General features: G+C 33.8%; 41 protein-coding genes, 1 tRNA gene and 1 pseudogene. 15 read left to right on the forward strand and 28 right to left on the reverse strand.

The genetic code is table 11. From position 1 onward, the window contains the following. Positions 1–947 precede the first annotated feature (947 nt). Positions 948–1415 (forward strand): epimerase, encoded by a 468-nt coding sequence (locus tag ACUXEY_RS23885; RefSeq protein WP_461301769.1) that lies wholly within the window; start codon positions 948–950, stop codon positions 1413–1415. 293 nt (positions 1416–1708) lie between these two features. Here the strand turns inward: ACUXEY_RS23885 and dut are convergent, their stop codons facing one another. The 17 genes from dut to ACUXEY_RS23970 all read right to left on the reverse strand — a co-directional run bounded on the left by dut (position 1709) and on the right by ACUXEY_RS23970 (position 8338). Next, positions 1709–2155: a dUTP diphosphatase gene (gene dut / locus ACUXEY_RS23890; RefSeq protein WP_461301770.1), complete on the reverse strand. Its 447-nt coding sequence runs from the start codon at positions 2153–2155 to the stop codon at positions 1709–1711. 12 nt (positions 2156–2167) lie between these two features. Next, positions 2168–2335 (reverse strand): hypothetical protein, encoded by a 168-nt coding sequence (locus ACUXEY_RS23895; RefSeq protein ID WP_461301771.1) that lies wholly within the window; start codon positions 2333–2335, stop codon positions 2168–2170. Between the two features lie 67 nt (positions 2336–2402). Next, positions 2403–2531, reverse strand: a complete 129-nt coding sequence (locus tag ACUXEY_RS23900) for a Fur-regulated basic protein FbpA (protein ID WP_087955511.1) — start codon at positions 2529–2531, stop codon at positions 2403–2405. Between the two features lie 8 nt (positions 2532–2539). Beyond that, complete coding sequence (locus ACUXEY_RS23905) at positions 2540–2938, reverse strand: hypothetical protein (RefSeq protein WP_461301772.1); 399 nt, start codon at positions 2936–2938, stop codon at positions 2540–2542. Positions 2939–2948: 10 nt separating this feature from the next. Next, entirely contained in the window at positions 2949–3212 is a 264-nt protein-coding gene (locus tag ACUXEY_RS23910) for a hypothetical protein (RefSeq protein WP_461301773.1), read from the reverse strand. Then, on the reverse strand, positions 3209–3454 hold the full coding sequence (locus ACUXEY_RS23915; protein ID WP_140421125.1) for a helix-turn-helix domain containing protein: 246 nt from the start codon (positions 3452–3454) through the stop codon (positions 3209–3211). The genes ACUXEY_RS23910 and ACUXEY_RS23915 overlap by 4 nt, the downstream gene beginning before the upstream one ends. Beyond that, positions 3411–3674, reverse strand: a complete 264-nt coding sequence (locus ACUXEY_RS23920) for a hypothetical protein (RefSeq protein WP_461301774.1) — start codon at positions 3672–3674, stop codon at positions 3411–3413. Before ACUXEY_RS23920 ends, ACUXEY_RS23915 begins: the two co-directional genes overlap by 44 nt. Before the next feature lie 12 nt (positions 3675–3686). Next, positions 3687–4445, reverse strand: a complete 759-nt coding sequence (locus ACUXEY_RS23925; RefSeq protein WP_461301791.1) for an ATP-binding protein — start codon at positions 4443–4445, stop codon at positions 3687–3689. After that, positions 4429–5268, reverse strand: a complete 840-nt coding sequence (locus ACUXEY_RS23930; protein WP_439998516.1) for a conserved phage C-terminal domain-containing protein — start codon at positions 5266–5268, stop codon at positions 4429–4431. The genes ACUXEY_RS23925 and ACUXEY_RS23930 overlap by 17 nt, the downstream gene beginning before the upstream one ends. Then, positions 5269–5490, reverse strand: coding sequence for a hypothetical protein (locus tag ACUXEY_RS23935; RefSeq protein ID WP_087955518.1), 222 nt, complete (start codon positions 5488–5490; stop codon positions 5269–5271). Continuing rightward, positions 5490–5666, reverse strand: coding sequence for a hypothetical protein (locus ACUXEY_RS23940; RefSeq protein ID WP_461301775.1), 177 nt, complete (start codon positions 5664–5666; stop codon positions 5490–5492). The genes ACUXEY_RS23935 and ACUXEY_RS23940 overlap by 1 nt, the downstream gene beginning before the upstream one ends. Before the next feature lie 14 nt (positions 5667–5680). Next, the gene (locus ACUXEY_RS23945; RefSeq protein WP_461301776.1) at positions 5681–6307 is read right to left on the reverse strand and encodes a Sak single strand annealing protein; all 627 of its coding nucleotides are present in this window, start codon (positions 6305–6307) and stop codon (positions 5681–5683) included. 17 nt (positions 6308–6324) lie between these two features. Next, complete coding sequence (locus ACUXEY_RS23950; protein WP_162840204.1) at positions 6325–6501, reverse strand: hypothetical protein; 177 nt, start codon at positions 6499–6501, stop codon at positions 6325–6327. Position 6502: 1 nt separating this feature from the next. Continuing rightward, positions 6503–6703: a YqaI family protein gene (locus ACUXEY_RS23955; RefSeq protein WP_087955520.1), complete on the reverse strand. Its 201-nt coding sequence runs from the start codon at positions 6701–6703 to the stop codon at positions 6503–6505. 352 nt (positions 6704–7055) lie between these two features. Next, a complete protein-coding gene (locus ACUXEY_RS23960; RefSeq protein ID WP_255262296.1) occupies positions 7056–7190 on the reverse strand; it encodes a hypothetical protein in 135 nt (44 codons plus the stop codon). A 115-nt stretch (positions 7191–7305) separates the two neighbouring features. Next, positions 7306–8076: a BRO family protein gene (locus ACUXEY_RS23965; protein ID WP_461301777.1), complete on the reverse strand. Its 771-nt coding sequence runs from the start codon at positions 8074–8076 to the stop codon at positions 7306–7308. Between the two features lie 40 nt (positions 8077–8116). Further along, positions 8117–8338 carry a helix-turn-helix transcriptional regulator gene (locus tag ACUXEY_RS23970; RefSeq protein ID WP_098200650.1) on the reverse strand — a complete coding sequence of 74 codons (222 nt, stop codon included), beginning with the start codon at positions 8336–8338 and terminating at the stop codon, positions 8117–8119. Positions 8339–8468: 130 nt separating this feature from the next. On the opposite strand from ACUXEY_RS23970, the gene ACUXEY_RS23975 reads away from it, so the two are divergent. After that, entirely contained in the window at positions 8469–8819 is a 351-nt protein-coding gene (locus tag ACUXEY_RS23975) for a helix-turn-helix domain-containing protein (RefSeq protein WP_063222591.1), read from the forward strand. A gap of 10 nt (positions 8820–8829) precedes the next feature. Here ACUXEY_RS23975 and ACUXEY_RS23980 read toward each other — a convergent pair whose 3' ends face one another. From ACUXEY_RS23980 to ACUXEY_RS23990, 3 genes are all read right to left on the reverse strand, one after another. After that, on the reverse strand, positions 8830–8979 hold the full coding sequence (locus tag ACUXEY_RS23980) for a hypothetical protein (RefSeq protein ID WP_001224492.1): 150 nt from the start codon (positions 8977–8979) through the stop codon (positions 8830–8832). A 187-nt stretch (positions 8980–9166) separates the two neighbouring features. Further along, positions 9167–9397, reverse strand: coding sequence for a hypothetical protein (locus ACUXEY_RS23985; protein WP_000110136.1), 231 nt, complete (start codon positions 9395–9397; stop codon positions 9167–9169). Between the two features lie 81 nt (positions 9398–9478). Continuing rightward, a complete protein-coding gene (locus ACUXEY_RS23990) occupies positions 9479–10120 on the reverse strand; it encodes a sigma-70 family RNA polymerase sigma factor (RefSeq protein WP_461301778.1) in 642 nt (213 codons plus the stop codon). Between the two features lie 195 nt (positions 10121–10315). On the opposite strand from ACUXEY_RS23990, the gene ACUXEY_RS23995 reads away from it, so the two are divergent. Then, positions 10316–11197, forward strand: a complete 882-nt coding sequence (locus ACUXEY_RS23995) for a S8 family peptidase (RefSeq protein WP_461301779.1) — start codon at positions 10316–10318, stop codon at positions 11195–11197. Positions 11198–11211: 14 nt separating this feature from the next. Further along, a complete protein-coding gene (locus ACUXEY_RS24000; protein ID WP_000187390.1) occupies positions 11212–11364 on the forward strand; it encodes a YvrJ family protein in 153 nt (50 codons plus the stop codon). A gap of 37 nt (positions 11365–11401) precedes the next feature. Here ACUXEY_RS24000 and ACUXEY_RS24005 read toward each other — a convergent pair whose 3' ends face one another. The 5 genes from ACUXEY_RS24005 to ACUXEY_RS24025 form a co-directional block, all read right to left on the reverse strand. After that, positions 11402–11713 carry a hypothetical protein gene (locus ACUXEY_RS24005; RefSeq protein ID WP_087955526.1) on the reverse strand — a complete coding sequence of 104 codons (312 nt, stop codon included), beginning with the start codon at positions 11711–11713 and terminating at the stop codon, positions 11402–11404. Positions 11714–11732: 19 nt separating this feature from the next. Then, positions 11733–12140: a hypothetical protein gene (locus ACUXEY_RS24010; RefSeq protein ID WP_063222594.1), complete on the reverse strand. Its 408-nt coding sequence runs from the start codon at positions 12138–12140 to the stop codon at positions 11733–11735. Then, positions 12137–12349 (reverse strand): helix-turn-helix transcriptional regulator, encoded by a 213-nt coding sequence (locus ACUXEY_RS24015; protein WP_071737018.1) that lies wholly within the window; start codon positions 12347–12349, stop codon positions 12137–12139. The genes ACUXEY_RS24010 and ACUXEY_RS24015 overlap by 4 nt, the downstream gene beginning before the upstream one ends. A 160-nt stretch (positions 12350–12509) precedes the next feature. Further along, positions 12510–13178, reverse strand: coding sequence for a hypothetical protein (locus ACUXEY_RS24020; protein ID WP_461301780.1), 669 nt, complete (start codon positions 13176–13178; stop codon positions 12510–12512). 98 nt (positions 13179–13276) lie between these two features. After that, positions 13277–13350 (reverse strand) — tRNA-Cys (locus ACUXEY_RS24025). 462 nt (positions 13351–13812) lie between these two features. On the opposite strand from ACUXEY_RS24025, the gene ACUXEY_RS24030 reads away from it, so the two are divergent. Together ACUXEY_RS24030 and ACUXEY_RS24035 are read left to right on the forward strand one after the other, a co-directional pair. Further along, the gene (locus ACUXEY_RS24030) at positions 13813–14079 is read left to right on the forward strand and encodes a glutaredoxin family protein (RefSeq protein WP_063222597.1); all 267 of its coding nucleotides are present in this window, start codon (positions 13813–13815) and stop codon (positions 14077–14079) included. Between the two features lie 14 nt (positions 14080–14093). After that, positions 14094–14309: a hypothetical protein gene (locus tag ACUXEY_RS24035; RefSeq protein ID WP_227601774.1), complete on the forward strand. Its 216-nt coding sequence runs from the start codon at positions 14094–14096 to the stop codon at positions 14307–14309. A 114-nt stretch (positions 14310–14423) separates the two neighbouring features. Here the strand turns inward: ACUXEY_RS24035 and ACUXEY_RS24040 are convergent, their stop codons facing one another. Next, entirely contained in the window at positions 14424–15170 is a 747-nt protein-coding gene (locus tag ACUXEY_RS24040) for an exosporium leader peptide-containing protein (protein WP_461301781.1), read from the reverse strand. Positions 15171–15368: 198 nt separating this feature from the next. Here ACUXEY_RS24040 and ACUXEY_RS24045 point away from each other — a divergent pair, with 198 nt between their 5' ends. The 9 genes and pseudogenes from ACUXEY_RS24045 to ACUXEY_RS24085 all read left to right on the forward strand — a co-directional run bounded on the left by ACUXEY_RS24045 (position 15369) and on the right by ACUXEY_RS24085 (position 21235). After that, on the forward strand, positions 15369–15899 hold the full coding sequence (locus ACUXEY_RS24045; protein WP_461301782.1) for a DUF4352 domain-containing protein: 531 nt from the start codon (positions 15369–15371) through the stop codon (positions 15897–15899). A 12-nt stretch (positions 15900–15911) separates the two neighbouring features. After that, positions 15912–16256: a DUF4064 domain-containing protein gene (locus ACUXEY_RS24050; protein ID WP_151582600.1), complete on the forward strand. Its 345-nt coding sequence runs from the start codon at positions 15912–15914 to the stop codon at positions 16254–16256. Positions 16257–16390: 134 nt separating this feature from the next. Next, positions 16391–16954 (forward strand): DUF4352 domain-containing protein, encoded by a 564-nt coding sequence (locus ACUXEY_RS24055; protein ID WP_098238635.1) that lies wholly within the window; start codon positions 16391–16393, stop codon positions 16952–16954. Positions 16955–16971: 17 nt separating this feature from the next. Continuing rightward, positions 16972–17061 (forward strand): annotated as a pseudogene (locus tag ACUXEY_RS24060) (stress protein); the annotation flags it as partial. A 60-nt stretch (positions 17062–17121) separates the two neighbouring features. Beyond that, positions 17122–17883 carry a hypothetical protein gene (locus ACUXEY_RS24065; protein ID WP_461301783.1) on the forward strand — a complete coding sequence of 254 codons (762 nt, stop codon included), beginning with the start codon at positions 17122–17124 and terminating at the stop codon, positions 17881–17883. A gap of 236 nt (positions 17884–18119) precedes the next feature. Continuing rightward, a complete protein-coding gene (locus ACUXEY_RS24070; protein WP_461301784.1) occupies positions 18120–18629 on the forward strand; it encodes a hypothetical protein in 510 nt (169 codons plus the stop codon). Between the two features lie 301 nt (positions 18630–18930). Next, complete coding sequence (locus tag ACUXEY_RS24075; RefSeq protein ID WP_461301785.1) at positions 18931–19686, forward strand: hypothetical protein; 756 nt, start codon at positions 18931–18933, stop codon at positions 19684–19686. Between the two features lie 389 nt (positions 19687–20075). Further along, positions 20076–20459 (forward strand): GIY-YIG nuclease family protein, encoded by a 384-nt coding sequence (locus ACUXEY_RS24080; protein ID WP_461301786.1) that lies wholly within the window; start codon positions 20076–20078, stop codon positions 20457–20459. 74 nt (positions 20460–20533) lie between these two features. Next, positions 20534–21235 carry a hypothetical protein gene (locus ACUXEY_RS24085; protein WP_461301787.1) on the forward strand — a complete coding sequence of 234 codons (702 nt, stop codon included), beginning with the start codon at positions 20534–20536 and terminating at the stop codon, positions 21233–21235. A gap of 538 nt (positions 21236–21773) precedes the next feature. Here ACUXEY_RS24085 and ACUXEY_RS24090 read toward each other — a convergent pair. Together ACUXEY_RS24090 and ACUXEY_RS24095 are read right to left on the reverse strand one after the other, a co-directional pair. Then, the gene (locus ACUXEY_RS24090; RefSeq protein ID WP_461301788.1) at positions 21774–22121 is read right to left on the reverse strand and encodes an S-Ena type endospore appendage; all 348 of its coding nucleotides are present in this window, start codon (positions 22119–22121) and stop codon (positions 21774–21776) included. A gap of 110 nt (positions 22122–22231) precedes the next feature. Then, entirely contained in the window at positions 22232–22612 is a 381-nt protein-coding gene (locus tag ACUXEY_RS24095; RefSeq protein WP_461301789.1) for an S-Ena type endospore appendage, read from the reverse strand. Positions 22613–22960: the final 348 nt, after the last annotated feature.

The raw sequence follows: 22960 nt of genomic DNA on the forward strand, positions 1-22960 counted from the left end.
AGCTGCTCTTTTATTTATGAAAATAGATAAAATTCTTTATAATGATTCTTCTTTATTTCTCAATATAAAGAGCCTTGGATTTCCTTTAACAATCTTGTAGTATATGAACAAAGAGTAAGGTAAGAGTTACTCTTTGCCATTTTAGAAGGGGTTCTGTTGGAGACAACAGGACCTTTTTTCATATAGGGATAGTTTTGTTTAATTTTTCACCATTAACCACAAAAAATATCTTATAATCTTTATATATTGAATTAAAACAAGAGATTAGGAGTAGATCAAATGCCAGTTACACTAGAACTTATTCTTTTCATTCTTCTAGCAATTTGTGCTGTTGGCTATTTAGTAAAAGAATTTCAAAAAACTAGGAAAAGAACACTTGGAATTTTACTAGAATTCTTGGTTCTTTTCTGGTCAATATGGAGAATATCGACTATTATAATCTAATTTGTAAAACATAAATTCCTTCGAATAAAATCCAATATTATGTCCATAATATTGATAGGCTGTATGCCAAAATCCATTTAATTCTCTCTGTATCTCCTTGTATTGAGCAGCTAGTTTTTGCTAGCTGCTCTTTGTTTGTAAAAAGCACTCAATTAACTGATCGCGCATATAATATTCTGCGTTCCTTTCTTTGTAAAATAGTCGTTACAAAATGGAGCTCGTCACGAGAGCACTTAATAAAGTGCTCTTTTTTGATTTTAAACTAAAACAAAATGAAATTTTTACCATATAGGTAATTGTTAAATATTTTACGCTTATACATTATAATGAAATAGTTATTGTATATTGGCATTAAGAGGAGCGTCCTGATTAAGCGCTTCTCTTTTTTTATAAAATAGCGTTTTTGTTTGAAACCAGGTTTATTTTTAGTTATAGCCTGACTAACAATTTTGTGTTAAAACCCTCTAGAATATTGATCTTTATATTATTTTTTTGGAGGATTTATGAATAAACAAAACAACAATGAAACAAACAACATCAGTAGACCATTGGCAATTTTTCTAATAATATCACCACTGTTAATACCTATTGTGCTCCCTACATCCATAATTGTAGTAATGAAACAATGGTTGCCTAATGACGTTGAATATCCAAGTATAATGTCAATATTGACATTATGTATTGGTTTTTTTATATTAGGAATCATCTTCTCGTTAGTATTACGAGTATTCAAATTATCCGAGGAAAAGCTAAAAGAATTAGGTTTCTTAGGATTTACAATTTCATTTGTTAGTACCTTCTTAACGATGTATGTTGGATATTTTTGGTTAAAAAACCTTAATTTCACAACAGTAAAATTATCAACTCATGCTGTATTGATTTTTGCTATTTTATCTACAGTTCTTCTAGAAGCGATCTTTAAATTGATTGATAAATTTGATGCATTCGAGGAAAAGGAACCGATGAATTAAATTTCAAAAACTGTTATTTAAGAGCACACTCCTAAATGTGCTCTTTTTTGATGTGCATCTTCATTTTAAATAACGATTTTGTTCACTTTTTTGATACATTTATGAAACATTCATGTGTTATCTTCAATACGTTCTATTCTATTTATTATGTCGTGTGAGATATACCAAGTCTTGAAACCCTAGACCCCCTAACCCTAGGGTGATTTTATTTAATTACTAGTTTTCATCAACCCGATAACTTAGTAATTACATCCACTGGCTCAACTCTCTCCCTTTTGAGAATTGAGCCTTTTTTATTTAATCCCCGTTGATCCGAAGCCACAGCTTCCTCTTTTGCTCTCAGACAGCTCGTCCACCTCAACGAAATTAGCTGTTTCCACTGGCGCTATGACACCTTGAGCAATACGAGTACCCTTTTCAATTACACTAGCTTGCATGTTTGCTGCTTTAGGTATTTCGATGTTATCGACTAGTACTCCAACTTCTCCACGGTATCCACTATCCACCGTTCCAAGTACCACTCGTAACTTTGTATTACGCGTCATACCGCTACGCGGGCGCACCTGCAACTCATATCCCGGCGGAATCTCAAAAACCAATCCAGTTTGTACAACCTTTGTTTCGCCCGGCCATATAATCGTGTCCTCTGCTGCTACAAGATCAAAACCACTATCCCCTGGCCTTGCGTATTTCGGTAATTCTACATCTTTCAATCTTTTAATTTTCACTCTTAAATTCATTTTCTCGGCTCCTTATAAATAACCTTTCAATTCCTCTTTCCGATTCTTCAGCTCTTCCAAAGAACGCTTTGTTTTCCGCTTCTCGCTATCCAATCCAACCAAGTGATATTCCATCTTACGAATCTCACTTTCGATTACTTCGAGTTCACTTTGCACCTGCACCACGATTTCTTTTTTCATTACTTACCTCCCTTTGATTCGCTAATTAACTTAGTGATTTCGAATACACCATTCCCCATTGGTTGCATTACTTATCATCTCCTTTCAATAACTGTCTTAGTTCCTCGCATGACCCTTCATATAAATCACGGCCATCAGGTAATTTAAATACATGCCTATCAATCAATCGTTCTATTAACTTGTCTTGCTCGCTCATGCTGCCTCCTAACTGATTTGTTTCTTTCTATACTTACGTGGTGGCTTTGTAGCTGCTTCATATGGATCCATCTTCCTTTTAACTCTCTGGTAAAAGGTCTTATTACTAATACCATTCGATTCCGCTAAAGGAATGTACTTTTCGAATCCTTTTGCCGTGGTAGCTGCATCGTATGGCGTCATGCCGTTACGTTTTCGTCTGTAAAAGGTGGATTCGCTAATGCCATTTTTCTCAGCTAATCTCAGTAACCTTTTATTCTTTTCATTTCCTTCCCAGCTTGTACTGACTGGTGTCGTTATAGCGCGTTCCAAACTCCAATGTAGCTCTCCCATTCGTTGATCTACATTCTTCTTGCTAACGCCAATTTCGACAGCCTCTGCATAATCTTTTAATGTTGGCTTCTCCATTTGCTCACTCCTAATCCAGTGACATAATTTCATCTCGTGTACGATTTGAAACTGTTAGCCTAATCTTCTGAATACCTTTACCATGTTCTTTCACCGTCATGCTCCATGCTTCGTCTTCTGTTTCAACATCGAACCAGTCTATTTTTTGTCGTTCATCCTGATCATAAAAGTGAACTTCATACGTTATGACGGTATGCTGTAAGAACCTATCAGCCGTGCTTGTTGCCGTATAATCAAAACTGCCTACAACATCCTCCAGTGTTAGTTGTTTCATGCCCCTAATCCCATTGGACGAGATTTGATTTTATTCTTATCGGCCTGATCCATAATCAATGCTGCGATTTCTAATTGATGTCTTCCTAACTCTTTTGCGATTTCAAGGATTCCTTTGTTTTCCTTCCACATTTCTTGTAATCGAATTACTTCGCTTTCATCAAACACCAGGTCCAATTCTTCTAGAGCAATATATAAGTTACGACGCGATTTCTTCATGTACTTTCCCTGCTGCAATGCCATTGTGTAATTTTCCTTCTCCAAATCCGTCCCAAGTCTTGGCATCCCATTTCCCCTCCAGTTGTAATTGATGAATTTCTCTTAGCTCCGCCATAACAGCATGCCGCCTTCTATCCACCTCTTCTGGACTGCGATTCCCTGCTTTGCAAATACATGGTGCGAATTGATACATACCCATTCCGATACCGTTCTGAATTACTCCCGTTCCGTTACATGCACACATTTTACTTCCCCCTTAGAATGGTAGTGCTTTCCTTCTGTAATCCTTTGTATCTTTGAAAACTAGCGCCCTAAATTTATTGAAAATACGCGATACAATCCGCTCATCATATGCACCCTCTAAACGCTCTCCTGTAAGGTTCGTTGTGAAGATAGTAGATTTACCTTGCCTTCCATCGAAAACATCGAATAACACCCTATTAATGAAGTTTGTTGCTTTGGTATTGGCATCTAATGCACCTAACTCTGCTCCTAAATCATCGACTATTAATACTTCTGCTCTTACTAAGCTCCGTATAATTGCATCCTCAGTTAAGGAAGAATCTTTATTGAACGTGCTTTTAATCTTTCGTAGCAATTCGCCCACTGTGACAAAGACAACTGACTTCCCTGCTCCTGCGAGTTGATCCGCTATAGCGTAAGCAAGATGTGTTTTTCCAGCTCCACAATTTCCGGCCATAATCGTGTTAAACACTTTCCCATTGAGATAATCCGTTGCGATGACCTTGGCAAGTTCAAGGTTCTTTGCTCCTTCATCGCTAGTAGGTTTGTAATTATCAAAATTAGCTTTCTTAATGTTGCTATCAGCGATCATACTTTGTTGGTGGAACATGAATTTCTTTTCATTTGCTTTATCTGCATCATATTTTGCTTGTTCTTGTTGCTGAAGCTTCTTACTATCGTTTTCCAGGAAACAGCGAGGGCAAACAACTTGTCCACCAAACTTCATCTTATTCACGCCATGCGTATCACACACATCAGAATCCATAGTCATATTCACCTTTTTGGCTATATCGGTTGGTATTGCTGCCACCGCTCTCTGCATTGTTTTTCGCTCCCTTTTTAGAATTCATTTGAATAGTTAGTTGATCGAACTTCTCACGTAGCTTTTTAGGAGATAAAATGTTACCTTGCCAGAATGGATCAGCTTGGCACCAATCAATAACATCCTTAATCTCTTGTAATTCACGATTATCCTTTTCACGCATTAATCTAAAGTCGTTAGCCCAAGAATCAAAGTTAGGCTCTTTTTGTTTAGGATTATTCCCCTTAATTTTTTCAAATAGATACTTAGCCCCGTTAGTGTCGCAAGTTTCAAACTTGTGACGAGAAGGTTTTTCTTTTGTAGTAATCTTTGTTGTAGTCTCTGTAGTAATCTCTGTTAAAGAATTAACCCTTTCGGTAAGTTCCATTTCACCCAAAGGGGGATTTGGATTTTCCCCAAAGGTCAAAATGGATTTTACCCTTTGGGTAACTTCGGAAATATTCAACTTAATATGATTAGTAGGAGCACCATTGAATTTGAATTTTTGAACTTCCACTAGTCCTTTACTTATGAGGATTTTAATAGCCCTGTCATATTGCTTGGGTGTGATGCGAATTTCTTCTTTCCAATCCTCACGGCTTTTAGCTAACCAAAACTCTCCGTTCTTCTTAACTCGCAATTTACTTTTCCCCTGTTCGTTAGGCATGTACCAATAAACGATTTGACCTAACAAAATTCCAGCAATTAAATCTTCAGTTATATCAACATAAGCGAGTCGCACCATATATCCGCTTCTTGCAAATGTTTCTAGTTGAAATATGTTGCTACTCATTTAGTTCACCTTCTTCATCCAACATTCATAACTCACTAGATCTTCCATTCCTGTAAACCTAACCTTATCTTTACCTCTGAATTTACCTTCATGATAAAACGTTTTTTCCGCTCTATATACTCGCTTAATTGGTGTTACGTAGTCATAACCCCTTGCTTCTAAATCACGAACTGCCGTTAACATTTCCTTCATTGACCCACGTCTTACTGGAACTTGAAACATCACGCATTCTCCCTTTCGCATACCGCTATATCGCCTTGAATTTTGATGATTTTATATCCTGGGTAGCGATCGGGAGTAATGTACTTAATCGCCTTTGCTTTTACTTCTTTTTCATTTCGTGCGCCCTTCCTCACCCACGCCGGAAGGACGACTTTCGATTGATTTTTATCTAACATAGGTTTTTCACTCCTTAGTTTGTTTGCTCTACCGCTTCAACCTTTTCTTTAGCCTCAGCGATTTCTTTTTCAGCTTGTTTAACCCACTTCGTTAATTTTTTTAGTACATCTTCAGCTTGCTTTAACGTTAATTCAGCTAATTCTTTGATGCTTAGATGTCCTTTAATCGTGTCTTCGTCTACTTTCCGAAGATTAGCTAGTTTTTTAATGTTTAATTTGATCACACCGACTTGTTGAGCGGTTATCATTTCTTCTTGTACTTCCGGTAGGTCTTCACCCGCATAGATGTATAATCCCAATCCGTGAAGCGCTATGGCCTTTACTAAGCAACGTTGAATACTAGTGTTAATATCAAAGCTATTAGGCTCTGCAATTGGTTTATTTTGATTGTTAAGTATTGGGTGAATCTGGCTTAATGGTAATCCTTGTACAGTTACTTCAACCTCTACAAAATAACCACAATCTGTTTTAAGGTAAGGCACTCCATCGAATCGCTTTACTTCCCATGTTGCTGTTGGATCTACTTCACGAAGTTTTTTAACTGCCCAAGCCCATGATAAGTAATTAAATCGGCCTTTCTTTTCGACATGTTCCGAACAATCTATTTGAGCCAATTTAGAAAAGTAATTTTCAGTTTTCATATGAATCTCCCTCTCTTTTAAAATGGTGCTACTTCTGTTTGTTTACTAGCTTCATACACTTCAGTAAGTACCTGTAACCCGTATTCATAAGCCACAACCATTGATACAGCATTAGGTTCTTTACTTTTCTTATACCGTTCAACTAAACTCTTCATAATTTGAATTTCAGCTTCAATCTTGTTTTGTAGGCCCATATCATTCACCTGCTACTTTCTTCATTGAATGTTCCTCAACATATTGCTTAATACACTCTGATTCTGTATGAATTGGATCTCCACTGAAATCAAGGTATCCTTCTCCGTAAAAGATTTCTCTGCCACATCCTTGACAGTAATCCATGAAGTCTCTTTCCGATGAATCATGATAATTTCCTATTAACATTGGGTTTTCAACCATTTCCACATTCCTCCTTATTTACTTAGAAGAAACGACTATGTTAAAATATAGGTACAAAATATTGCGTCGTTTCTTTAAAACAGTCGATTAGGGGTAATCGACTGTTTTTATTTTATTTTGATACTTTTCACACATCAGAATATCCAGGAACCCATTTTAGGTGGGGGAATACCATTAAATTCACGAATATTCCGACATAAAAGGCTTGTCCGTGTTCATAAATTCGTAAAATCTCTATATAAAGTTTAAAGAAAATATATGTTAAACTGATTACATTCCAAGAAGTTCTTGTGGAATCGACATTTAGATTTAAATCCCTTAACACCGCCCTACATCCCCTGTAGGGTTTTTCTTATTTAGCTAGGGTAATATATTTGTATTTCTCCTCAACTTTATCTGCGCTGTTATGTATCCCTCTAGCTCTTAAATCCCGGATCATTTTAATGATATTTGCTTTCTCTTCTTTTTCCCGCTGCTGTCTATTCATCAATTTCATCCTTTATAATCCGCTTCTTTATACGTTCTATCAGATATCCCAATCCTACAAAAATAAGAAATACAACTAATACCATAAAATGTGAGAATGAACTTTCTTCCATTATTTAAACCGCCTCCTGATCTTTTTCTTTCTTCAGTCGGTCTATGATGTAGGTTTGTCCTTTTGGTGTTACGTATGTTGTTGTCCATGTGAAAGGCTCTCCACTTGGTTTCTGTTTAACACCTTGTGCAATTTCGAAGTATCCTTTTTCGACAGCTGGTTGAGTCGGTTCAGTGGATCGCTTGAACATTAAGTTCCATTCTCTAAGTTTTGCGAATAACTGACGTTGTCCGATTTTGACATTGTGCTTTGCTGCTAACTTAGCGACTTCGCTCACCTTTAGTGATTTATCCGACTGCATACACGCTTCTGCGAATGTTACGAGTGGTTGTTGCTGTACGATTTGTTGTTGTGCTGCTGCAAGTTTTTCTCTCTCTTCTTTTAATTTAATGAGAAGACCAATCATGAAGTCCGGATCAGTTACCGCTTTTTCTAACGCTTGTTCTGTCATGTACGCTCCATGTTTGCGGATTGTTGGGAGAACCTCTTCGAATACCCATTTTTCAAATTTTTCCGCTTGTGGAAGTTTTGATTTAACGATTAAGCGATATAAATTGGATTCATTAATAAACTTTTTTCTTTGTTTTCCACTATTAGTAGGGACTAACGTTTCGTTCACCCCTTCAAATTTACAATGATCTTTAATTGCTTTGTGTGGATTTGAATAGCCTAACGCTTTAGCGACATCTGTTGCCGGAAAGTATTCTTTTCCATCTTTAATAAGAATTCCTAAGTTTCCGAACATACCGTGCGAGAATTTTTTGAGTTCGTCCATTTGGTTTACTCCCCTCCATTTTATAAACCTCAGGTTTACTTTAATTGTTAAAAAAAAGTTCTTTAGGATTTTCCTCAAGAGCTAATGCGATTTTTAGCGCTAAATCTATTTTTAATGTTCTTTTGTTGTTTTCGATATACCAGTAGTGCATTTTAGTGATTCCGACTTTATTGGCAACGTCTTGGCAAGACATTCCTTTTTCTAGTCGTTTTTGTTTTAACTGATGCAAGTTATTTCCTCCCTTCGTTGCCTGTAATTTCATTATAAGTAAACCTAAGGTTTATTTCAAGTGGTTTTTCAAAAAAACTATACTGATTTTCAACTTGTGGTAAACACTATGTTTACTTTATACTTTATTTATCGCAAACACTTTATAAAAGGGGGCGCTAATATTGATTGGGGAAAAGATTAAAGAACTTAGGAAAAATAATAAGATAACGCAAGAGCAACTTGGTAATGCTATTGGTGTATCTAAAATGGCTATTTCTTATTTTGAAAAGGGAAAAAAGTCACCTGGACGAGAATCATTAGAAAAAATTGCTGATTATTTCAATGTAACTACAGATTATTTGTTAGGAAGATCGGAAGATCCTGAATTGAGCGAAGAAGAAAATAAGATTGTGACTGAAGAAGGTAAGAACATAATGGCTTTAATTGAAAGTCTTCCAGAAGATGAGAGAAAGAAAGCCTGGGAACAATTAGAGATGTATGTTACTTATATGCAAAATAAAAAGAATGGCTAATCAAAGAAGACTACTTAACATGACAGTCTTCTTTTATATATATCTGGTTTTTCTTATAAGATTCGTCTAGACATATTTTTAAAATATCTTCTCCTTTGATCGGATTGCCATGTTTTAAACCCAATTTTACGGCTTCCCTAACTAATTGCTCTTTTCTCATCTCTACTTCCCCCTATATCCTCTAGAAATATATAGACGTTCTTAAAATGGTGAGTTTTTGTTGTTTCGGTCAAAATGTTTCCATTTCCTTTAGAGCAGAAATGACACTATCAATTGGATAGTGTCATTTTTCATATCTACATAAATCATTATCCATCCGGATCAATCATGTATAGAGTTGTTCTTTATTATATAATTACTTCCTTTTTAAAGATTTCTCGTTCAATAAATTCGAAGAATCCTGGGGGCTCTTCGTCTAACATTTTATAGGCTTTTTCAACGATTACCATCTTCAATTCTTGCATTAAATCTTCTCTTTCTTTAAAAATAGTTTGTTGAACATGTTTCAATATTTTTAACTCTAACTGATCGATAATAGCTTGTACCTCTGCTTGCTTTTGAATATTTTCTACGGACATAAACATCTCTCTCCTTTATATTTAATTATCCTTTAGAAGCATGTCTCCATCTTATAACTCATTTATTGTAATGATCTTTCATTACAGCGAATCCTTTAGCTGTTTTAATGTTTTTTTGACCCAGTAACCTACGTTTTGTTCTGTTTCTCCCAATATTTCAGCAATCTGCCTATTTGTAAGCATCTTTTCATAACGGTAGTAGAGAATCATTCGTTGCTTATCCGTCAATGCGCGCATCGCTTTATCCAATTTCTCGTTTTCTACAGGAATAACATTTCCTTTTCCCACTCCTTCAATAACAACTGCCTCAGGTCTTTCTGCTTCACAATCTTGCAAACTCCCAATTGTTTCAATTGCAGAAAAATCTCCTTCTAAAGCATTCTTATCAAAAATTAGCATTTGTTTTTTATTTCTGTTTCTCTGTCTCTTATCGAAATCAATAGCACGTCCACGAATTAAAACAGAGCAATACCTCAGGACACGATTAATTCTATAAAATTCTTTTGAAGTTTGATTAAGTAAATTGATGTTTTTTTGAGAAGGGTTTTTAAAAGCTTCTTTCATGATTTCTTCATGCTTTTTATCTTTTAAAAACTCTTGAATAATGGGGTTTTCTAATATTAAGGGTAGTTTCTTTCGTATTTCTTGTATGTACTCTAATTGCTTTTTCGCTTCGTCGTGATGATAGTTATTATCGGAATTTGAGTGAGTATGTTTCCCCATAAAAAAACCTCCTTTTTTCCATAAATTATATAAATATAAGAAAAAAATAAAAATAAATAAGAACAAGTGTTCTAATTATCTCCCAAATTAGTGCGAAAATCTAGTACTTTTTACAAAATAAAACAATGTTTATTTTGTAAATTCTTTTTAGTTTTTTGATACTTCTTTCTCTAATAAAAATGAGGAGGTGTCTATATGAAAAGTACACAAACTGATACTAAAATAAACGCTGGAATAGACTTCATAAATGCTAAAAAGTATTGGGCAAACGGTCATTATGGACAAGATACAGTTATTGCTGTAATTGACACAGGTTGTGACATTAACCATGAAGAGTTAAAAGACAACATTATCGGCACATTCAATTTTACAGATGATGATAACGGTAAAATAAACATAGCGATGGACTATACAGGACACGGTACGCATGTATCTGGAATTATAGCGGCTACTAACACAAAACATTCTATCGGTATAGCGCCAAAGGCGAAGCTTTTAGTTATTAAAGCCATTGGACATACAAGCATTTCAACTCATAAACATTTAATTAAAGCTATTCGCTTTGCAACTGCTTGGAGAGGCAAAAATGGTGAAAGAGTAGATATAATGAATCTCTCTTTAGGCACAAAAAGTGATGTTCCAGAGTTAAAAAGGGCAATTGACGAGGCATTACAAGAAAATATATTTGTAGTAGTTGCTGCAGGGAATTACGGAGATGGATCAGAACTAACCGATGAAATTCTTTATCCTGGATACTACGAGGAGGTTATTCAAGTTGGTGCTGTTGGAAAGAACCTTGTTCCCACACATATGAGCAATACAAACCAGAATATTGATTTTTTAAGTCTTGGAGAGTCTGTTTACTCAACCTATCCTCAAAACAACTATATAAAGCTCACAGGTACATCAGTGGCAACGCCACACATCGCAGGGGCAATTTCTTTAATCCTGTCCTATTTCAAAGCAAAGCGTTTGCCATTTTCTCAAAACATTATTTATCAATATCTTCTTTCACACTCTTTTTTATTAAAAGGTTACACCAATAAAACCCAAGGAAATGGAGTTCTGAAACTATAAGGAGGTGCTAAGCTATGACCCCATTTGAAATGTTTAGCGCATCAATAGGCAATTTTGGATTTCCTATCGTGATTTCTATTTATCTTTTAATTAGGTTCGAGAAGAGGATTGAGGTATTAACGATTGCAATTAACGAATTAAAACAAGTCGCAGAAAAAGACAAATAAAAAAGCATCAGTCATTTTGACTGGTGCTTTTAGATAATTAAACCCCAAAGAATAAAATTGCAACTACATTATAAACAATTGGTACTAAGAACATTACAATATTAAGAATGATTCCCCATAAAGACCATGTATCTTTGTTCATTCGATAACCTACAAACCCTATTACTGCACCAATTGGAGCAATAATAAAAGGCATAATAATAGGCAATCCCTGTATTTTTTCTAACGGTACTAATCCAGTTAAGAAATTTATTACAAGTGCTGCTAAAATTACTGCAATAGCTATTGAAATTCCACCTAAAATACTGCTTTTTCCTTGTTTTTTTAATTCTACGTTGCTATTTGTCATTTTTAATTCCTCCACTTCATTATTCAAAGAACAGAAAATATAATTTCATACTGTAATAAATTACAATATTTAAGAAGACGATCAATGCTAGCGCATATACTGGATTAAACATCTCGATTCCAAACGTACCATAAAAGAAGAACAATAATGCCAAGAGGCCCATATTCGACCAACAAGTTATATAGCCTACTTTATACTTAATCATTTGATCCCTTTCGTCTTCTTCCTCTTCCTTTAACCACTTTTTACCCTTTTTAATTTGTATTGCATTAACTATTGTTAATACGATCCAAAAAATTGTGATTAATGGTAAGAACCACGATAATATTCCCGGCTCTCCAGCCTCCATTTTCCATATATTAAAAGTGGCTTCCATCAATAAAATACTAATTACTATTTTAATTAAAAAATTGTAAAGGTAATTCAATCCTTCTCCACCTCTGTAAATATGTCCTCAACTGCACAATTAAAGGTTTTAGCTATTCTCATAGCTAAGCCAACACTAGGTTCATACTTTTCTCTTTCAAGAGAAGCTATCGTTATTCTTTTTGTCCCTACCCTTTCAGCTAACTCTGTTTGAGTCAAACCAGCAATTTCCCTATTTTCTTTTACCTTATTTGTGGTATAAATTTTCATTTCATTCAGTACCCCTCATTCCAATTAGAATAGCTGAATGTATAGTATTCTATACTTTCTGTGTATAGAATACTATACATTGGTTAGATATGTAAAGGGAATAATTGAAAATTATCATAAAAAAAGGCAAACCCTTAATAGGTTCACCTTTTTATCTTTCTTATTTAAATGGGTTACAAGGTTGTTTACGGAACCAAAGGCTAATTGTAATCGCCCACTCAGAACCTGCCTTTACATGTGGAGCTAAGCAATTCTGAAGGTTTTTATCACAAGAGCAAGCAAAATATCCACGTGAACCGTAGCAACCATCATGTGTTTTACAACAAGCATCTACTTTAGAAATTGGAGCCTTTGGACCTGAACATCCTGGGCCACACCAGTTTCCATAGATACACGGTAATTGACTAACAACTTCTTCACGCTTGGTATCCATTTCTGGTAGTTCTCGATTTTCTAAACCTTTAAGTTCTTCTAAAAATTCGTCGTCAATTTCTGTTTCAAGCGTTTGGATTACTTCGTCTTCGATAATGTCATATCCTTTAAGAACTTTTTTACCTTCTTTTTCAACAATAACACTACCTGAAACCAATTCTTCATTATCAAGTTTTGTATAAATCACTTTAATTGTATCTTCCATGTTACCTAAAATAACTACTTGAATCGAGACATCACCTTGTTCAAATTTAAATCCTTTACGATTACTAAGTTCATAAGCACCAACAAATTGAGTCATTTTTTGAACCATTTGTTTTGCAGCAACCGTATTAATTTGAGCATTATCCAGTAAAGTTTCTTGCTCTTCTATTGATAAAGTTTGTAATTGTGCCATTAACAAACCACTCCTTAATATTATTTTGGAGGCAGTACCTGGATACGAACCAGGAGCAAGCGAAGCATGTGTCTTTCAAAAGACTTACTGCCCTAATATGGAGATGGCAGCCGGATTCGAACCGGCGATAAAGGTTTTGCAGACCTTTGCCTTACCTCTTGGCTATGCCATCATGTTAATATTTCGTTGCCTTACATTTGTAATAGAGAAGTGAGTTCCTAAAAACTAAAAAGAAATTTTAAATTTTTTATTTTTTGAATGGCAGCAACTAAATTTACATCAGCAATTAAAGTTTTGGGATAGTTGCCTTACCTCTTCCTATGCCAACATTTCAGTATTTCATTGCCTTACGTTTGTAATAGAGAAGTAAGTCCACAAAAACTAAAAAGAGTGTTAAAAAAAAGAAATCCGCACCTCATAGGTACGAATTTCTTTTTTTACTTTGAGAAACTGTAAGAACTCTACATTAAGCCAATTTCTTCATCACGTTCACCCACACTCTCTTTATGCCTTCATATTGAATAGGACCGTAAGTTATACGAAATTTAACACAGAAAAAATTTATATTTCTTTTTACTTTTTTAGATCTTATTTCTCTACTACTTACGAGAAGAAAAAAGCGGAGGTATTGATTATGAAAAAAAATTATGGAGTTACTGTCTTTACTATGCCCCACTGTCCGGCTTGTATTAACTTAAAGAAATGGCTTATTAAAGAGAATATTACCTTTACTGAAAAAGATATTATTAAGGATTTAAAGGCTCAAAAAGAATTTGAAGACTTAAGCTTAAAGTATACCCCAACCATTTTTATTGAAAATGGCGAAGAAACCCATAAGTTTATTGGAGCGCCCATTAAAGAACTTGAAAAAATTTTACTATCAGAATCTAGTTCAAAATAAATGAGGTTACAATCATGGATATTATTGAAGAAAAAGTTAAGAAATATAATCAAGTTAAAATTGATTTAATGAAAATTGCCCAATGTATCGATTGTTGCAATGAAGATGAAAGAGAACTTTATCAAGACATTGCTCTAAACTACTCAAAACACCTAAAATGCATACAGGAATCAATCGAGAAAATCTATGGTATAGATCTTTGTAATTGTTGTACCCTGCCAAAAGAATAAAGAAAATTGTTCCTATTTTATAGAGATGAATTTTCACGTATTTTCAACATTCCTAACAGTGAGAGCTACGGCTCTCTTTTTTACTATTTATCTTCTTTTTGAATTTATCCCATATTAGTCTGCAATTTTTATTACAACTAAAGATGGATTTCCATAAGAAGAAATTTCTCCTTGTGCAACATCAATTATAATACTTAATGAATCATTTGCATTTAATCTAATTAATACTGTTTTCCCAATGGTATACGCATCGAAAATGTTTGTAGTGACATCTGTACTTATAGATGTCAGACATTCAAATTCACTCTCTTGAACAGGTGTAATGTCATTAATATATAACCTAAATTTTAAAACTGTACTCACAGGTGTTAAATCACGATTAAAGATGCTTGCTGTTAAATCCATATTAATTTCATATATTCCACCACTCAACACTTGGATACTATTATTTAATAAATCAAGATTTGTTCCCAAAGATGGACCAAGATCCTGGAAAACTACTTTTTGGCCTACGTTAGCTACACGAAGTGTAGTAGACCTATCATACAACGCTCCATAAGCTATAGTACTTCCCGCTGTGCCAGTAGGTCCTGTGGGGCCAGTACTTCCGATTCCGGTTGGACCTGTTGCTCCCGTTGGACCGGTAATTCCAGTTCCTCCTGTTGGACCTGTGGGGCCAGTAACCCCAATTCCAGTTGGACCTGTTATTCCTGTTGCTCCCGTCGGTCCGGTTACACCTGTATTCCCAGTCGGACCAGTAGGTCCTGTAGGTAAAGTAAACGCTGGAATCGGTGGCAATGTAGGGCCCAACAAATTAGGATCAAATGCTGCACCACTTAAAAACTCATTTTCATCATTCATGCACACACCTCCTAAATATGCTTGTACTTATTGTACTTATCATAATTATTAAATGCTCAATACTAGATAAATGATCTTTACATAAGCGGAATCTCTCTTTTTTTATTTTCATTCGACAAAATATGACAAAATAGTTGTAACCGTTTCTGTTATGATAGTTTCGGAAATCTTACATTTTACATAACTGGAGGAAACATAATGTATAAGAAAATGGGTACAATTGCATTAACTGGAGCCCTTGCTTTTAGTTTAGCTGCATGTGGTGAAACAGAAGTTAAAGAAGTAAGTAAAGACAATGCTCCTAAACAAGAGGAAAAAAAGGACAAAAAAGCATCTACTGAAAACAAAGTTTATAAAATCGGGGATACAGTAGAGGTTAACGGTCTGCAACTAACTTTCAGTTCAGCTAAATTCGTTGAACCTAACGAATACATCAAAGCTGAAAAAGGCAAAGTTCTAGAAATCGCGTTCAATGCTAAAAACAATGGCAAGAAGGATATATATTTCGGAACTTCTGAACTAAAAATTGCCGACGTTAACGGCAATCAATTCAAAGAGTACTTTGGCGGAGGAGATACATTCGTAAATGAAAATATCGCACCGGGTAACCAAATTACTAACAAAATGACATTTGACGTTCCAGAAGGCGATAAATTCGTTGGTACATTCAAACCAACATTTACATTCGATGAAAAATCTGTCAAATTCGAATTTGACGTGGCTAAATAAGGAGAAATTAAAATGAAAAGAACAGCTGAATTTGTATTAGGACTTATTGGTGGGATTTTTGGAATCCTATGTGCATTTATCGCATTATTTATTGGTGGGCTAGGATCTGCTTTAGAAGCTGATGGCGCAAACACTGTTATTGGCTTAGGATGGGGTGCTGTAGCTCTATCTGTATTGGGAATCGTTGGTTCTGTTATGGTAAGAAGTAAAGCTAAAGTTGGCGGTATCATGATGACTGTTGCTGCTATCGGTGGATTTATTTGTATCTCTGCAATTTACTTATTACCAGGAGTTTTATTATTAATCGGTGGATTGATGGGAATCTTCCGTAAAGATAAGGCTGCTGTATCTGCTTAATCATACGTTATGTTAATCAAAATTAGAGGGCAAAGCTCTCTTTTTTTGTATATTCTAAATATCTTGTACTCAAATAATGGGAATTTTGATACTATTTTATTATAAAAACCTAATATATAAGGGGAGAAATACGGGTGGAAGTTGAAAAGAAATCAAAGGTTTGGGAATATATTGGATGGGGAAGCTTCATTTTAGTCGGTTCTTTCTTATTTTTTTGTGCGTTGATATTAGTATTTGGTGATCCGAAAACTAAATACCAACCTCAAGAAGTGACAGCCCAAGGTCAAGAAGTTAAAAATGCTGAAAAAGATTCGAAAAAAGAATATTCGATTGGCGAGACTATTAAATTAGGTGATCACAGATTAACTGTAACCGAAGTTAAAAAATCTCCTGGTGGAGAATTCGATAAACCAAGACAAGGGCATGAATACATATTGGTAGCAGTAAACATCTATAATGGTGGTAAAGAAGATATCTCATACAATACGCTTGACTTCGAAATGAGAAATAGCCAAGGTAATATCACTAGACCGACCTTATCAATGATTAATCAAAATACTGCACTTAATTCTGGCCAATTAGCGCCCAAAGGACAAGTGGCAGGAACTCTTGTATTTGAACAACCTATAGGTGAGAAATTAAAATTACAATTCACCCCTAACTTCTGGAGTAAGAAAAAAATCATTATTAACCTTTAAAACAAAAAAGCATAAGGAAAGGAAATTTCCTTCTTCAAATGAATGGCGATATGAAAGATGAAGAGTTTAATAAGTATAAAGAGGTTATGGATAAAGTAGTGAAGTAAGCAGCGGCACTCGAGAGAGTGCTTTTCTTTATGAATTAATACACAAAAGGGGATTACACAGTGAAACTAACTTTATTTACAATATCTAACGAACAAATAAAAGAACAATTGAACAAGTTACAAACGAAGGTTGAGTCTTTGGAAACTGTAAAAGATGTACAGGATAAAATTATTTCAGCTAAAGATAGCCAAATTACATTCTTGCAAGGGGAGATTTCAAGTATTACTACTTGGGTTACTTGGGGAGCTGGAGTCGTAATCACTCTTGCTTCCGCTGCTTTCATTTTTATTAAACTTTTAGAGAACAAAGCTAAGAAAAAAATTGAAGAAGCAGAAAATGCATTACAGTTAGCTACAGACAAACTAGGAGAAATTGAAACTGCAAGACAACGAACAGAAACTAACTTAACTCAATCAGATGTAAAAATAGAGCAATTAAACTCGTTAATTGTTGAGTCTAATAATATAGCAACTATTGCTCAAGAAAAAATTAATGAGTTGGAAGAAAAACAAAAACTCGACATAAAATTAAACTCTATAAAAACAGACTTTTTATTTCTTTATCAACAGCAAGAAAAAGATCGTCATATTTGTAAGAATGAACAATTAGAAAAATTCACTGAGTTCACGGCTAAAACTAGTGAACTAGAGGCGATATATATATTATTATCTTCTAAGTTAAATAACAAAATAATCAGGGGTGTTTCCATCACAGATGATGAAATTCAACAAGTTGAAAAATTAACAATCGATTTACAAGAATTTGTGAATGAATATATTTCTTTCGGCGCAAATGTTAAATTGCTTAATCGAATATCTTAAGAAATCTCATAAAATCTTTGATTCAAGGGGATTTTTAACTTTCTCAATGAATAAAATAATATTTGGATTGTCGTCCAATACATATTATTAAAATTAAAGTGGTTCAAGTCGGAGTAAGGCACCTTAGAGTGTCTTTTTTTATTTCATTTCGACATAATATAACAAAATAGTTGTGATTATATTTGTTATGATAGTTCAGGTAAATCTTATATTTTAAACGCTGGGGGATACATACTATGAACAAAAAACTATTAACAACACTTACTTGTTTCGCTTTATTTATGGGATTAGCAGCATGTTCATCTAACGAGACAGCAAGTACTTCCAAAGAATCTAAAGCTGAGCAAGAAGCACAAAAGGAAGCTGAGAAAGCGAAGAAAGCTGAAGAAAAAGGGACTGTGAAAAAGGAGAAAGCAGAACAAGAGACGGCTGAAAAGCAACGCAAACAGCAAGAAGAGGCTACGAAAAAGGAACAATCAACAATTACTTCTGGTAACACTATTAAAGGCTTAAAAGACGAGCTATCCATTGGTATGTCATTTAAAGATTATCTTGCTAAAAAGAAATCATTAAACGTAGAGAATCCCTTCAGTATTTCACTCGGAAAAGGTAATGTAGGTAGTGTTCTTCAAGCTCAAGATGGAATATTAGTTGTATGTATTGATGGAGAAAAGATATTTGATTTAAAAGTATTTAAAACTATTGACGAAGTTAAAGCGTATGAAAAAAGCTTAAAAACAAAATGAAATAATATTTAGATGGGAGTCCAATACATAGTATTGAAATTAAAGTGGTTCAAGTCGGAGGAAGGCACCTTTGGGTGTCTTTTTTTATTTGAATTAAACAAAATATGACAAAAGGTTGTAACTGAGTTTTTTATAATTGGTTAGAAGGGCTTACATTCAAAATGAAATTAAATCGTAAAAATCGTGCACACAGAGAGCTATCACCAGCTGATAAGAAAGTATTTAAAATTAAGGTAGATTAGGCATAAATAATTTATAATTACCAATAGTATACGTTATAAAAAAGAGGTGGAGATAAAGCTTGAGCTTAGAAAAAAAGAAAAAAGGCTGGTATCTAGAAATAAAAAATGCCGAAAAAGATGAGGATTATAGTACTAGTAGAAAAATAGTAATACAATTCACGAAAGATACTGAGAAAGTAACAAGTAAAGCATTGAAACTGGCAGTACAAGCAGGAGTATTTCATAATTTAAGTAATCCGGAAAACATAATTGTCCATATAAATTATTATAAGAATAATATAATAACTGGTCGTTACAAAATGGTTTTTTATGATGCAACTGATGTAGGAAAAAAATTGCTTGGTCATTTCAAAGGGTGGGAATATTATACAGTTGATGAAGAGGGAAATACTGAACCTTACGAATATAGCTACTCACCAATTAAAGTTTTTAGTGTACCTATTATTTTTAGCATTATATTAAGTTTAATAGCTATCTTTTATATTTTCAAAATTCCATTAGATGAAACAAATAAGATAATTTTCGCATTCTTACCATTTTATTTAATGCTATGTTACTCAGCTATACTTTTACTAAAAAAAGATATAGCAAAAAATCATTTTATAAAAGGGAGATACAAGTCCCTTTTCATTGCAACGTTAATCTTTGAAACCCCTTACTGGTTAGCTACTTTCATATCTATTTATAAAATTAGTACTATAAACGATTTATTGAACTCTAGTATGCTTTGCAATTTATCTATAGGTTCGTTTATTTTTCTTATTTTAAAATTGGCTGTATCAATAATGTTGGAAATTGACAAAATGAAAAATTAACTGATAATAATTACACTGAAAAAATAAATGGTGTAATAAAGCACACAGACACAGTACACACATATAAAAAATATATTCTTTTGAATTATTATATATATTTAATTAAAACAGCCCTTCCCAATATTACATGATTGAAAGCGGCTTTTTTTCTGTAAAAGATTCTATTAATAACTTCTCATTATTAATAAAGATTTAATTCATCAGAGATATGATTCTGAATAGTGATTGGTTAAAATTAATTTTAAAGTAACAGGAACTAGACCTATTTATCCATTAAACAACTATTATACGTTGGCTGTATCCCTATAAAATAATGATTTGAAGAGAATTTTATAGATTCAAATACTAATAAATGATATATATAGTTGTATTGATTGAGGGGGATAATAATGAGTTTTTTCAAAGGCCTAGCTAAGGGAATTATAAAAGTTGCAGGCGACACGGTTAATAAAATGAATAGTTTTGAAATGGTTAAAGATCGAGCTCCTAATCAGATAGGTGTATACATTATGAGTTTAAAAGGAAAGGTTATGTATGTTGGGAGAGCTATTGAGAATCGACCTGGTCAAAGTACAAAAGGATTAAGAAAAAGGCTCCAGGAACATTGGAGAGGAGCGGCTAATTGCAAACCTAAATTATACAATCATAGGAACCAATTAACTGTATCCCTTCAAATTTGTCAAACTGTAGAAGAGGCAAAAGCATTAGAAGCTAAGCTAATTCGACAATACAATACTGTTGAAGATGGCTGGAATCTTAGATATGAGTCTTAAAAAAGACAAAATGAACACTCGAAAGAGTGCTTTTATTTTACTCCCTGTCATAAATAACATTAGGGGTGATGTGTATGAGAAAGGGATTTATTGTGGGATTACTACTTGCTACATGTCTATTATTTTCTGCTTGCTCAGCTAATATGAAATATGTAGAACATGAGACTAAGGAAAAATTAGAAGATAGTCCTTTAGGCCCTTATATTGAAAAAGTCGATTATACAGCTGATAAAAAAGAAGAAGATACTACACCAGTAAATATTCAAGTAAACGTAGATGAAAGGTTCTCAGATTTGTCTACCATGGAAAAATACAAAATCATGTATACTACGCTCGATCAAATTATGGGTTCTTTTAATGATGTTTATTGCGGAGAGAATAGATCCTGTCGTTACAAGGAACTTAAATTATTGTATGATGACGATACATTTGTTATGGACATTTTTGATAAAATGCTTGTTATAAACGATTTTGAAAAATATTCAAAACGTGATTATGACATAGAACTAGATAATAGCACTTATAAAGCCAACTCCAATAATACCTCTAAATACACACCACAAAAGAAAGAAAAATTTGCTAGTAATGGAATGAACTATAGGGTTATATTTGATTTTATGAAAGAACAGTACCGAACCCTCACAAACAATGACGAAAACTACATCCCTGAAATACATGATCCGCAAGTTGCTGAAATAGCTGCTAAACGATTTGGAATTACAGCCAAAGAAGCTGGATTTATTTATGAAGAAGTACAAATGGATGCTTTTAATTAAAATATAGATTTTGTTCACTTTTACGATACATTTATGAAACATTCGTATGTTACGTTATACAAGTCCTTTTTTTGAATCATTTTCATTCTGTCAAAAAGTCCTAGTCCCCTCTAGGGCTTTTTACGTTTAAATAAAGAAATATACCGTATTTCTCAATGCATAATACGGAGACCACCAGCATTTTGGAAAAATCCAGGCTAAGAGTATGCAAGATTTTATACGATTTTTCGGATAATCCAATAACAGACAAGAAACCTAAAACCGCACTAGGATAGGAATGTATATATAAATGCATAGATCCATAGAACCAAAAGACGATTCCCTTGTGAAAGTAGGGATTCGTCTTTTTCTTCGCCGTCGATAATAGGACGGTATGTTGACTAGGTATGTATATAACATACATTAATATCAACCTATTAAACTTAAAAGAGTTTATTTTTATATTATTATTCAAATTTCATCTAATAATATTTTGGTGGATTATGACAAAAGATATTTCTAATAGTTTTTTGCCATAATCACACTTAGTCATACAAAATTATGCTCTAATACGTTTATATAAAGTAATACAGAACGTTCCACTTGTATTTGAAAGTGACCCTATTTGAAATGTTATCGGAAACCGAGCACTAATAGCTCTAGAAAAACCAGGAGGGGTCTCAGCAGTAAATGAACCTTGTACGCCCGTAACCGCAATTCCCACGTTCTCTGTACTACTAGCAGAATTAAAAACTTCAAATGTCCCTTGAACATAATCATCAACTTCACCAGCAGACCATACAACTACAGTGTTATTAGGACCGAAATTCCCACAAATTTTTTCTTGAAAAAGCTGAGCAGGAGGACAACAACAGCAATTTCCACTAATTCCTTGTGATTCACACATAATATAACTCTCCTTTCTAGTTAGTAAAAAATGTTTTCTATTCTCTATACTATTAAATGTAGCTTGTACATCTTTTGCATATTATGAAAGCGGAAATTCCAATGTTTTTCTTAATCAGAAATTAAAAAGAATATATCTAAACAAAATGTCCCTTCTATTCTTCCTTCGTTTATCTGAAATACAGTAATTGAATCAACATGATCGACTGTCGCAGAAAGTGTATTTCCAACAGGGACGGTAAATTCAACTGAATTTTTATCATTCTGATTCACTAGAATCCGAATTGAGCCAGTACTCAAAGTGCTATTAAATACAGAAATACTTACAATTACTTGCGCATTAATTTTTTCTTTCCAAATTTCTAAATTCGAAACTTGATCGTTCAAAAATAAATTTCCGCATAATTTATGAGATACAGGTACAGTTGTTTTCTTCGATTCTTTTATAGGCTTTTTATGATCGCAATCTTTCCTTTTTTTATGTCTTTCCAAATTCTATACCTCTTTTCTTTTTAAATATTCTTCTATCATGATATGAATTTGTAAAACATCAGATTGGACAAGTAAAAAATTTATAACATATTCTTTTTTATGGGGTACGGCCACACGCCCATCAAGCTAACATTTTGAAGTGCCCCCAAAACGAAAATTTCATCTTTTCATAGGTGTCCATGAGGATTTAATTCATTTTTTTCGTTTTGGGGAACATTTAATTTCTTAAGTTGATGGCAATGTGGTGCTACCCCACATCCATCAACTTAAGGATTTAGACTATTTTTGAAGTTAAAAGCACGTTACTATTTTCTTATGTTAATGAGAAAGGGTGACGTGTTTTTTATG

The organism is Bacillus sp. F9_6S_D1_P_5 (genome assembly GCF_054823925.1).

Bases quoted from the DNA above. Each gene is read 5' to 3' on its own strand.
- ACUXEY_RS23960 (WP_255262296.1), bottom strand. From the start codon at position 7,190: ATGAATAGACAGCAGCGGGAAAAAGAAGAGAAAGCAAATATCATTAAA.
- ACUXEY_RS24050 (WP_151582600.1), top strand. From the start codon at position 15,912: ATGAAAAGAACAGCTGAATTTGTATTAGGACTTATTGGTGGGATTTTT.
- ACUXEY_RS24020 (WP_461301780.1), bottom strand. From the start codon at position 13,178: ATGGCACAATTACAAACTTTATCAATAGAAGAGCAAGAAACTTTACTG.
- ACUXEY_RS23920 (WP_461301774.1), bottom strand. From the start codon at position 3,674: ATGTGTGCATGTAACGGAACGGGAGTAATTCAGAACGGTATCGGAATG.
- ACUXEY_RS23970 (WP_098200650.1), bottom strand. From the start codon at position 8,338: ATGAAATTACAGGCAACGAAGGGAGGAAATAACTTGCATCAGTTAAAA.
- ACUXEY_RS23940 (WP_461301775.1), bottom strand. From the start codon at position 5,666: ATGTTAGATAAAAATCAATCGAAAGTCGTCCTTCCGGCGTGGGTGAGG.
- ACUXEY_RS23985 (WP_000110136.1), bottom strand. From the start codon at position 9,397: ATGTCCGTAGAAAATATTCAAAAGCAAGCAGAGGTACAAGCTATTATC.
- ACUXEY_RS24085 (WP_461301787.1), top strand. From the start codon at position 20,534: ATGAGAAAGGGATTTATTGTGGGATTACTACTTGCTACATGTCTATTA.
- ACUXEY_RS24015 (WP_071737018.1), bottom strand. From the start codon at position 12,349: ATGAAAATTTATACCACAAATAAGGTAAAAGAAAATAGGGAAATTGCT.
- ACUXEY_RS23965 (WP_461301777.1), bottom strand. From the start codon at position 8,076: ATGGACGAACTCAAAAAATTCTCGCACGGTATGTTCGGAAACTTAGGA.
- ACUXEY_RS24005 (WP_087955526.1), bottom strand. From the start codon at position 11,713: ATGACAAATAGCAACGTAGAATTAAAAAAACAAGGAAAAAGCAGTATT.
- ACUXEY_RS24030 (WP_063222597.1), top strand. From the start codon at position 13,813: ATGAAAAAAAATTATGGAGTTACTGTCTTTACTATGCCCCACTGTCCG.
- ACUXEY_RS23930 (WP_439998516.1), bottom strand. From the start codon at position 5,268: ATGAGTAGCAACATATTTCAACTAGAAACATTTGCAAGAAGCGGATAT.
- ACUXEY_RS23935 (WP_087955518.1), bottom strand. From the start codon at position 5,490: ATGTTTCAAGTTCCAGTAAGACGTGGGTCAATGAAGGAAATGTTAACG.
- ACUXEY_RS24080 (WP_461301786.1), top strand. From the start codon at position 20,076: ATGAGTTTTTTCAAAGGCCTAGCTAAGGGAATTATAAAAGTTGCAGGC.
- ACUXEY_RS24035 (WP_227601774.1), top strand. From the start codon at position 14,094: ATGGATATTATTGAAGAAAAAGTTAAGAAATATAATCAAGTTAAAATT.
- ACUXEY_RS24045 (WP_461301782.1), top strand. From the start codon at position 15,369: ATGTATAAGAAAATGGGTACAATTGCATTAACTGGAGCCCTTGCTTTT.
- ACUXEY_RS23995 (WP_461301779.1), top strand. From the start codon at position 10,316: ATGAAAAGTACACAAACTGATACTAAAATAAACGCTGGAATAGACTTC.
- ACUXEY_RS23905 (WP_461301772.1), bottom strand. From the start codon at position 2,938: ATGGAGAAGCCAACATTAAAAGATTATGCAGAGGCTGTCGAAATTGGC.
- ACUXEY_RS23950 (WP_162840204.1), bottom strand. From the start codon at position 6,501: ATGGGCCTACAAAACAAGATTGAAGCTGAAATTCAAATTATGAAGAGT.
- ACUXEY_RS23925 (WP_461301791.1), bottom strand. From the start codon at position 4,445: ATGACTATGGATTCTGATGTGTGTGATACGCATGGCGTGAATAAGATG.
- ACUXEY_RS23945 (WP_461301776.1), bottom strand. From the start codon at position 6,307: ATGAAAACTGAAAATTACTTTTCTAAATTGGCTCAAATAGATTGTTCG.
- ACUXEY_RS23980 (WP_001224492.1), bottom strand. From the start codon at position 8,979: ATGAGAAAAGAGCAATTAGTTAGGGAAGCCGTAAAATTGGGTTTAAAA.
- ACUXEY_RS24000 (WP_000187390.1), top strand. From the start codon at position 11,212: ATGACCCCATTTGAAATGTTTAGCGCATCAATAGGCAATTTTGGATTT.
- ACUXEY_RS23900 (WP_087955511.1), bottom strand. From the start codon at position 2,531: ATGAGCGAGCAAGACAAGTTAATAGAACGATTGATTGATAGGCATGTA.
- ACUXEY_RS24040 (WP_461301781.1), bottom strand. From the start codon at position 15,170: ATGAATGATGAAAATGAGTTTTTAAGTGGTGCAGCATTTGATCCTAAT.
- ACUXEY_RS23915 (WP_140421125.1), bottom strand. From the start codon at position 3,454: ATGGCATTGCAGCAGGGAAAGTACATGAAGAAATCGCGTCGTAACTTA.
- ACUXEY_RS23885 (WP_461301769.1), top strand. From the start codon at position 948: ATGAATAAACAAAACAACAATGAAACAAACAACATCAGTAGACCATTG.
- ACUXEY_RS23895 (WP_461301771.1), bottom strand. From the start codon at position 2,335: ATGAAAAAAGAAATCGTGGTGCAGGTGCAAAGTGAACTCGAAGTAATC.
- ACUXEY_RS24070 (WP_461301784.1), top strand. From the start codon at position 18,120: ATGAACAAAAAACTATTAACAACACTTACTTGTTTCGCTTTATTTATG.
- dut (WP_461301770.1), bottom strand. From the start codon at position 2,155: ATGAATTTAAGAGTGAAAATTAAAAGATTGAAAGATGTAGAATTACCG.
- ACUXEY_RS23910 (WP_461301773.1), bottom strand. From the start codon at position 3,212: ATGAAACAACTAACACTGGAGGATGTTGTAGGCAGTTTTGATTATACG.
- ACUXEY_RS24090 (WP_461301788.1), bottom strand. From the start codon at position 22,121: ATGTGTGAATCACAAGGAATTAGTGGAAATTGCTGTTGTTGTCCTCCT.
- ACUXEY_RS23990 (WP_461301778.1), bottom strand. From the start codon at position 10,120: ATGGGGAAACATACTCACTCAAATTCCGATAATAACTATCATCACGAC.
- ACUXEY_RS23955 (WP_087955520.1), bottom strand. From the start codon at position 6,703: ATGGTTGAAAACCCAATGTTAATAGGAAATTATCATGATTCATCGGAA.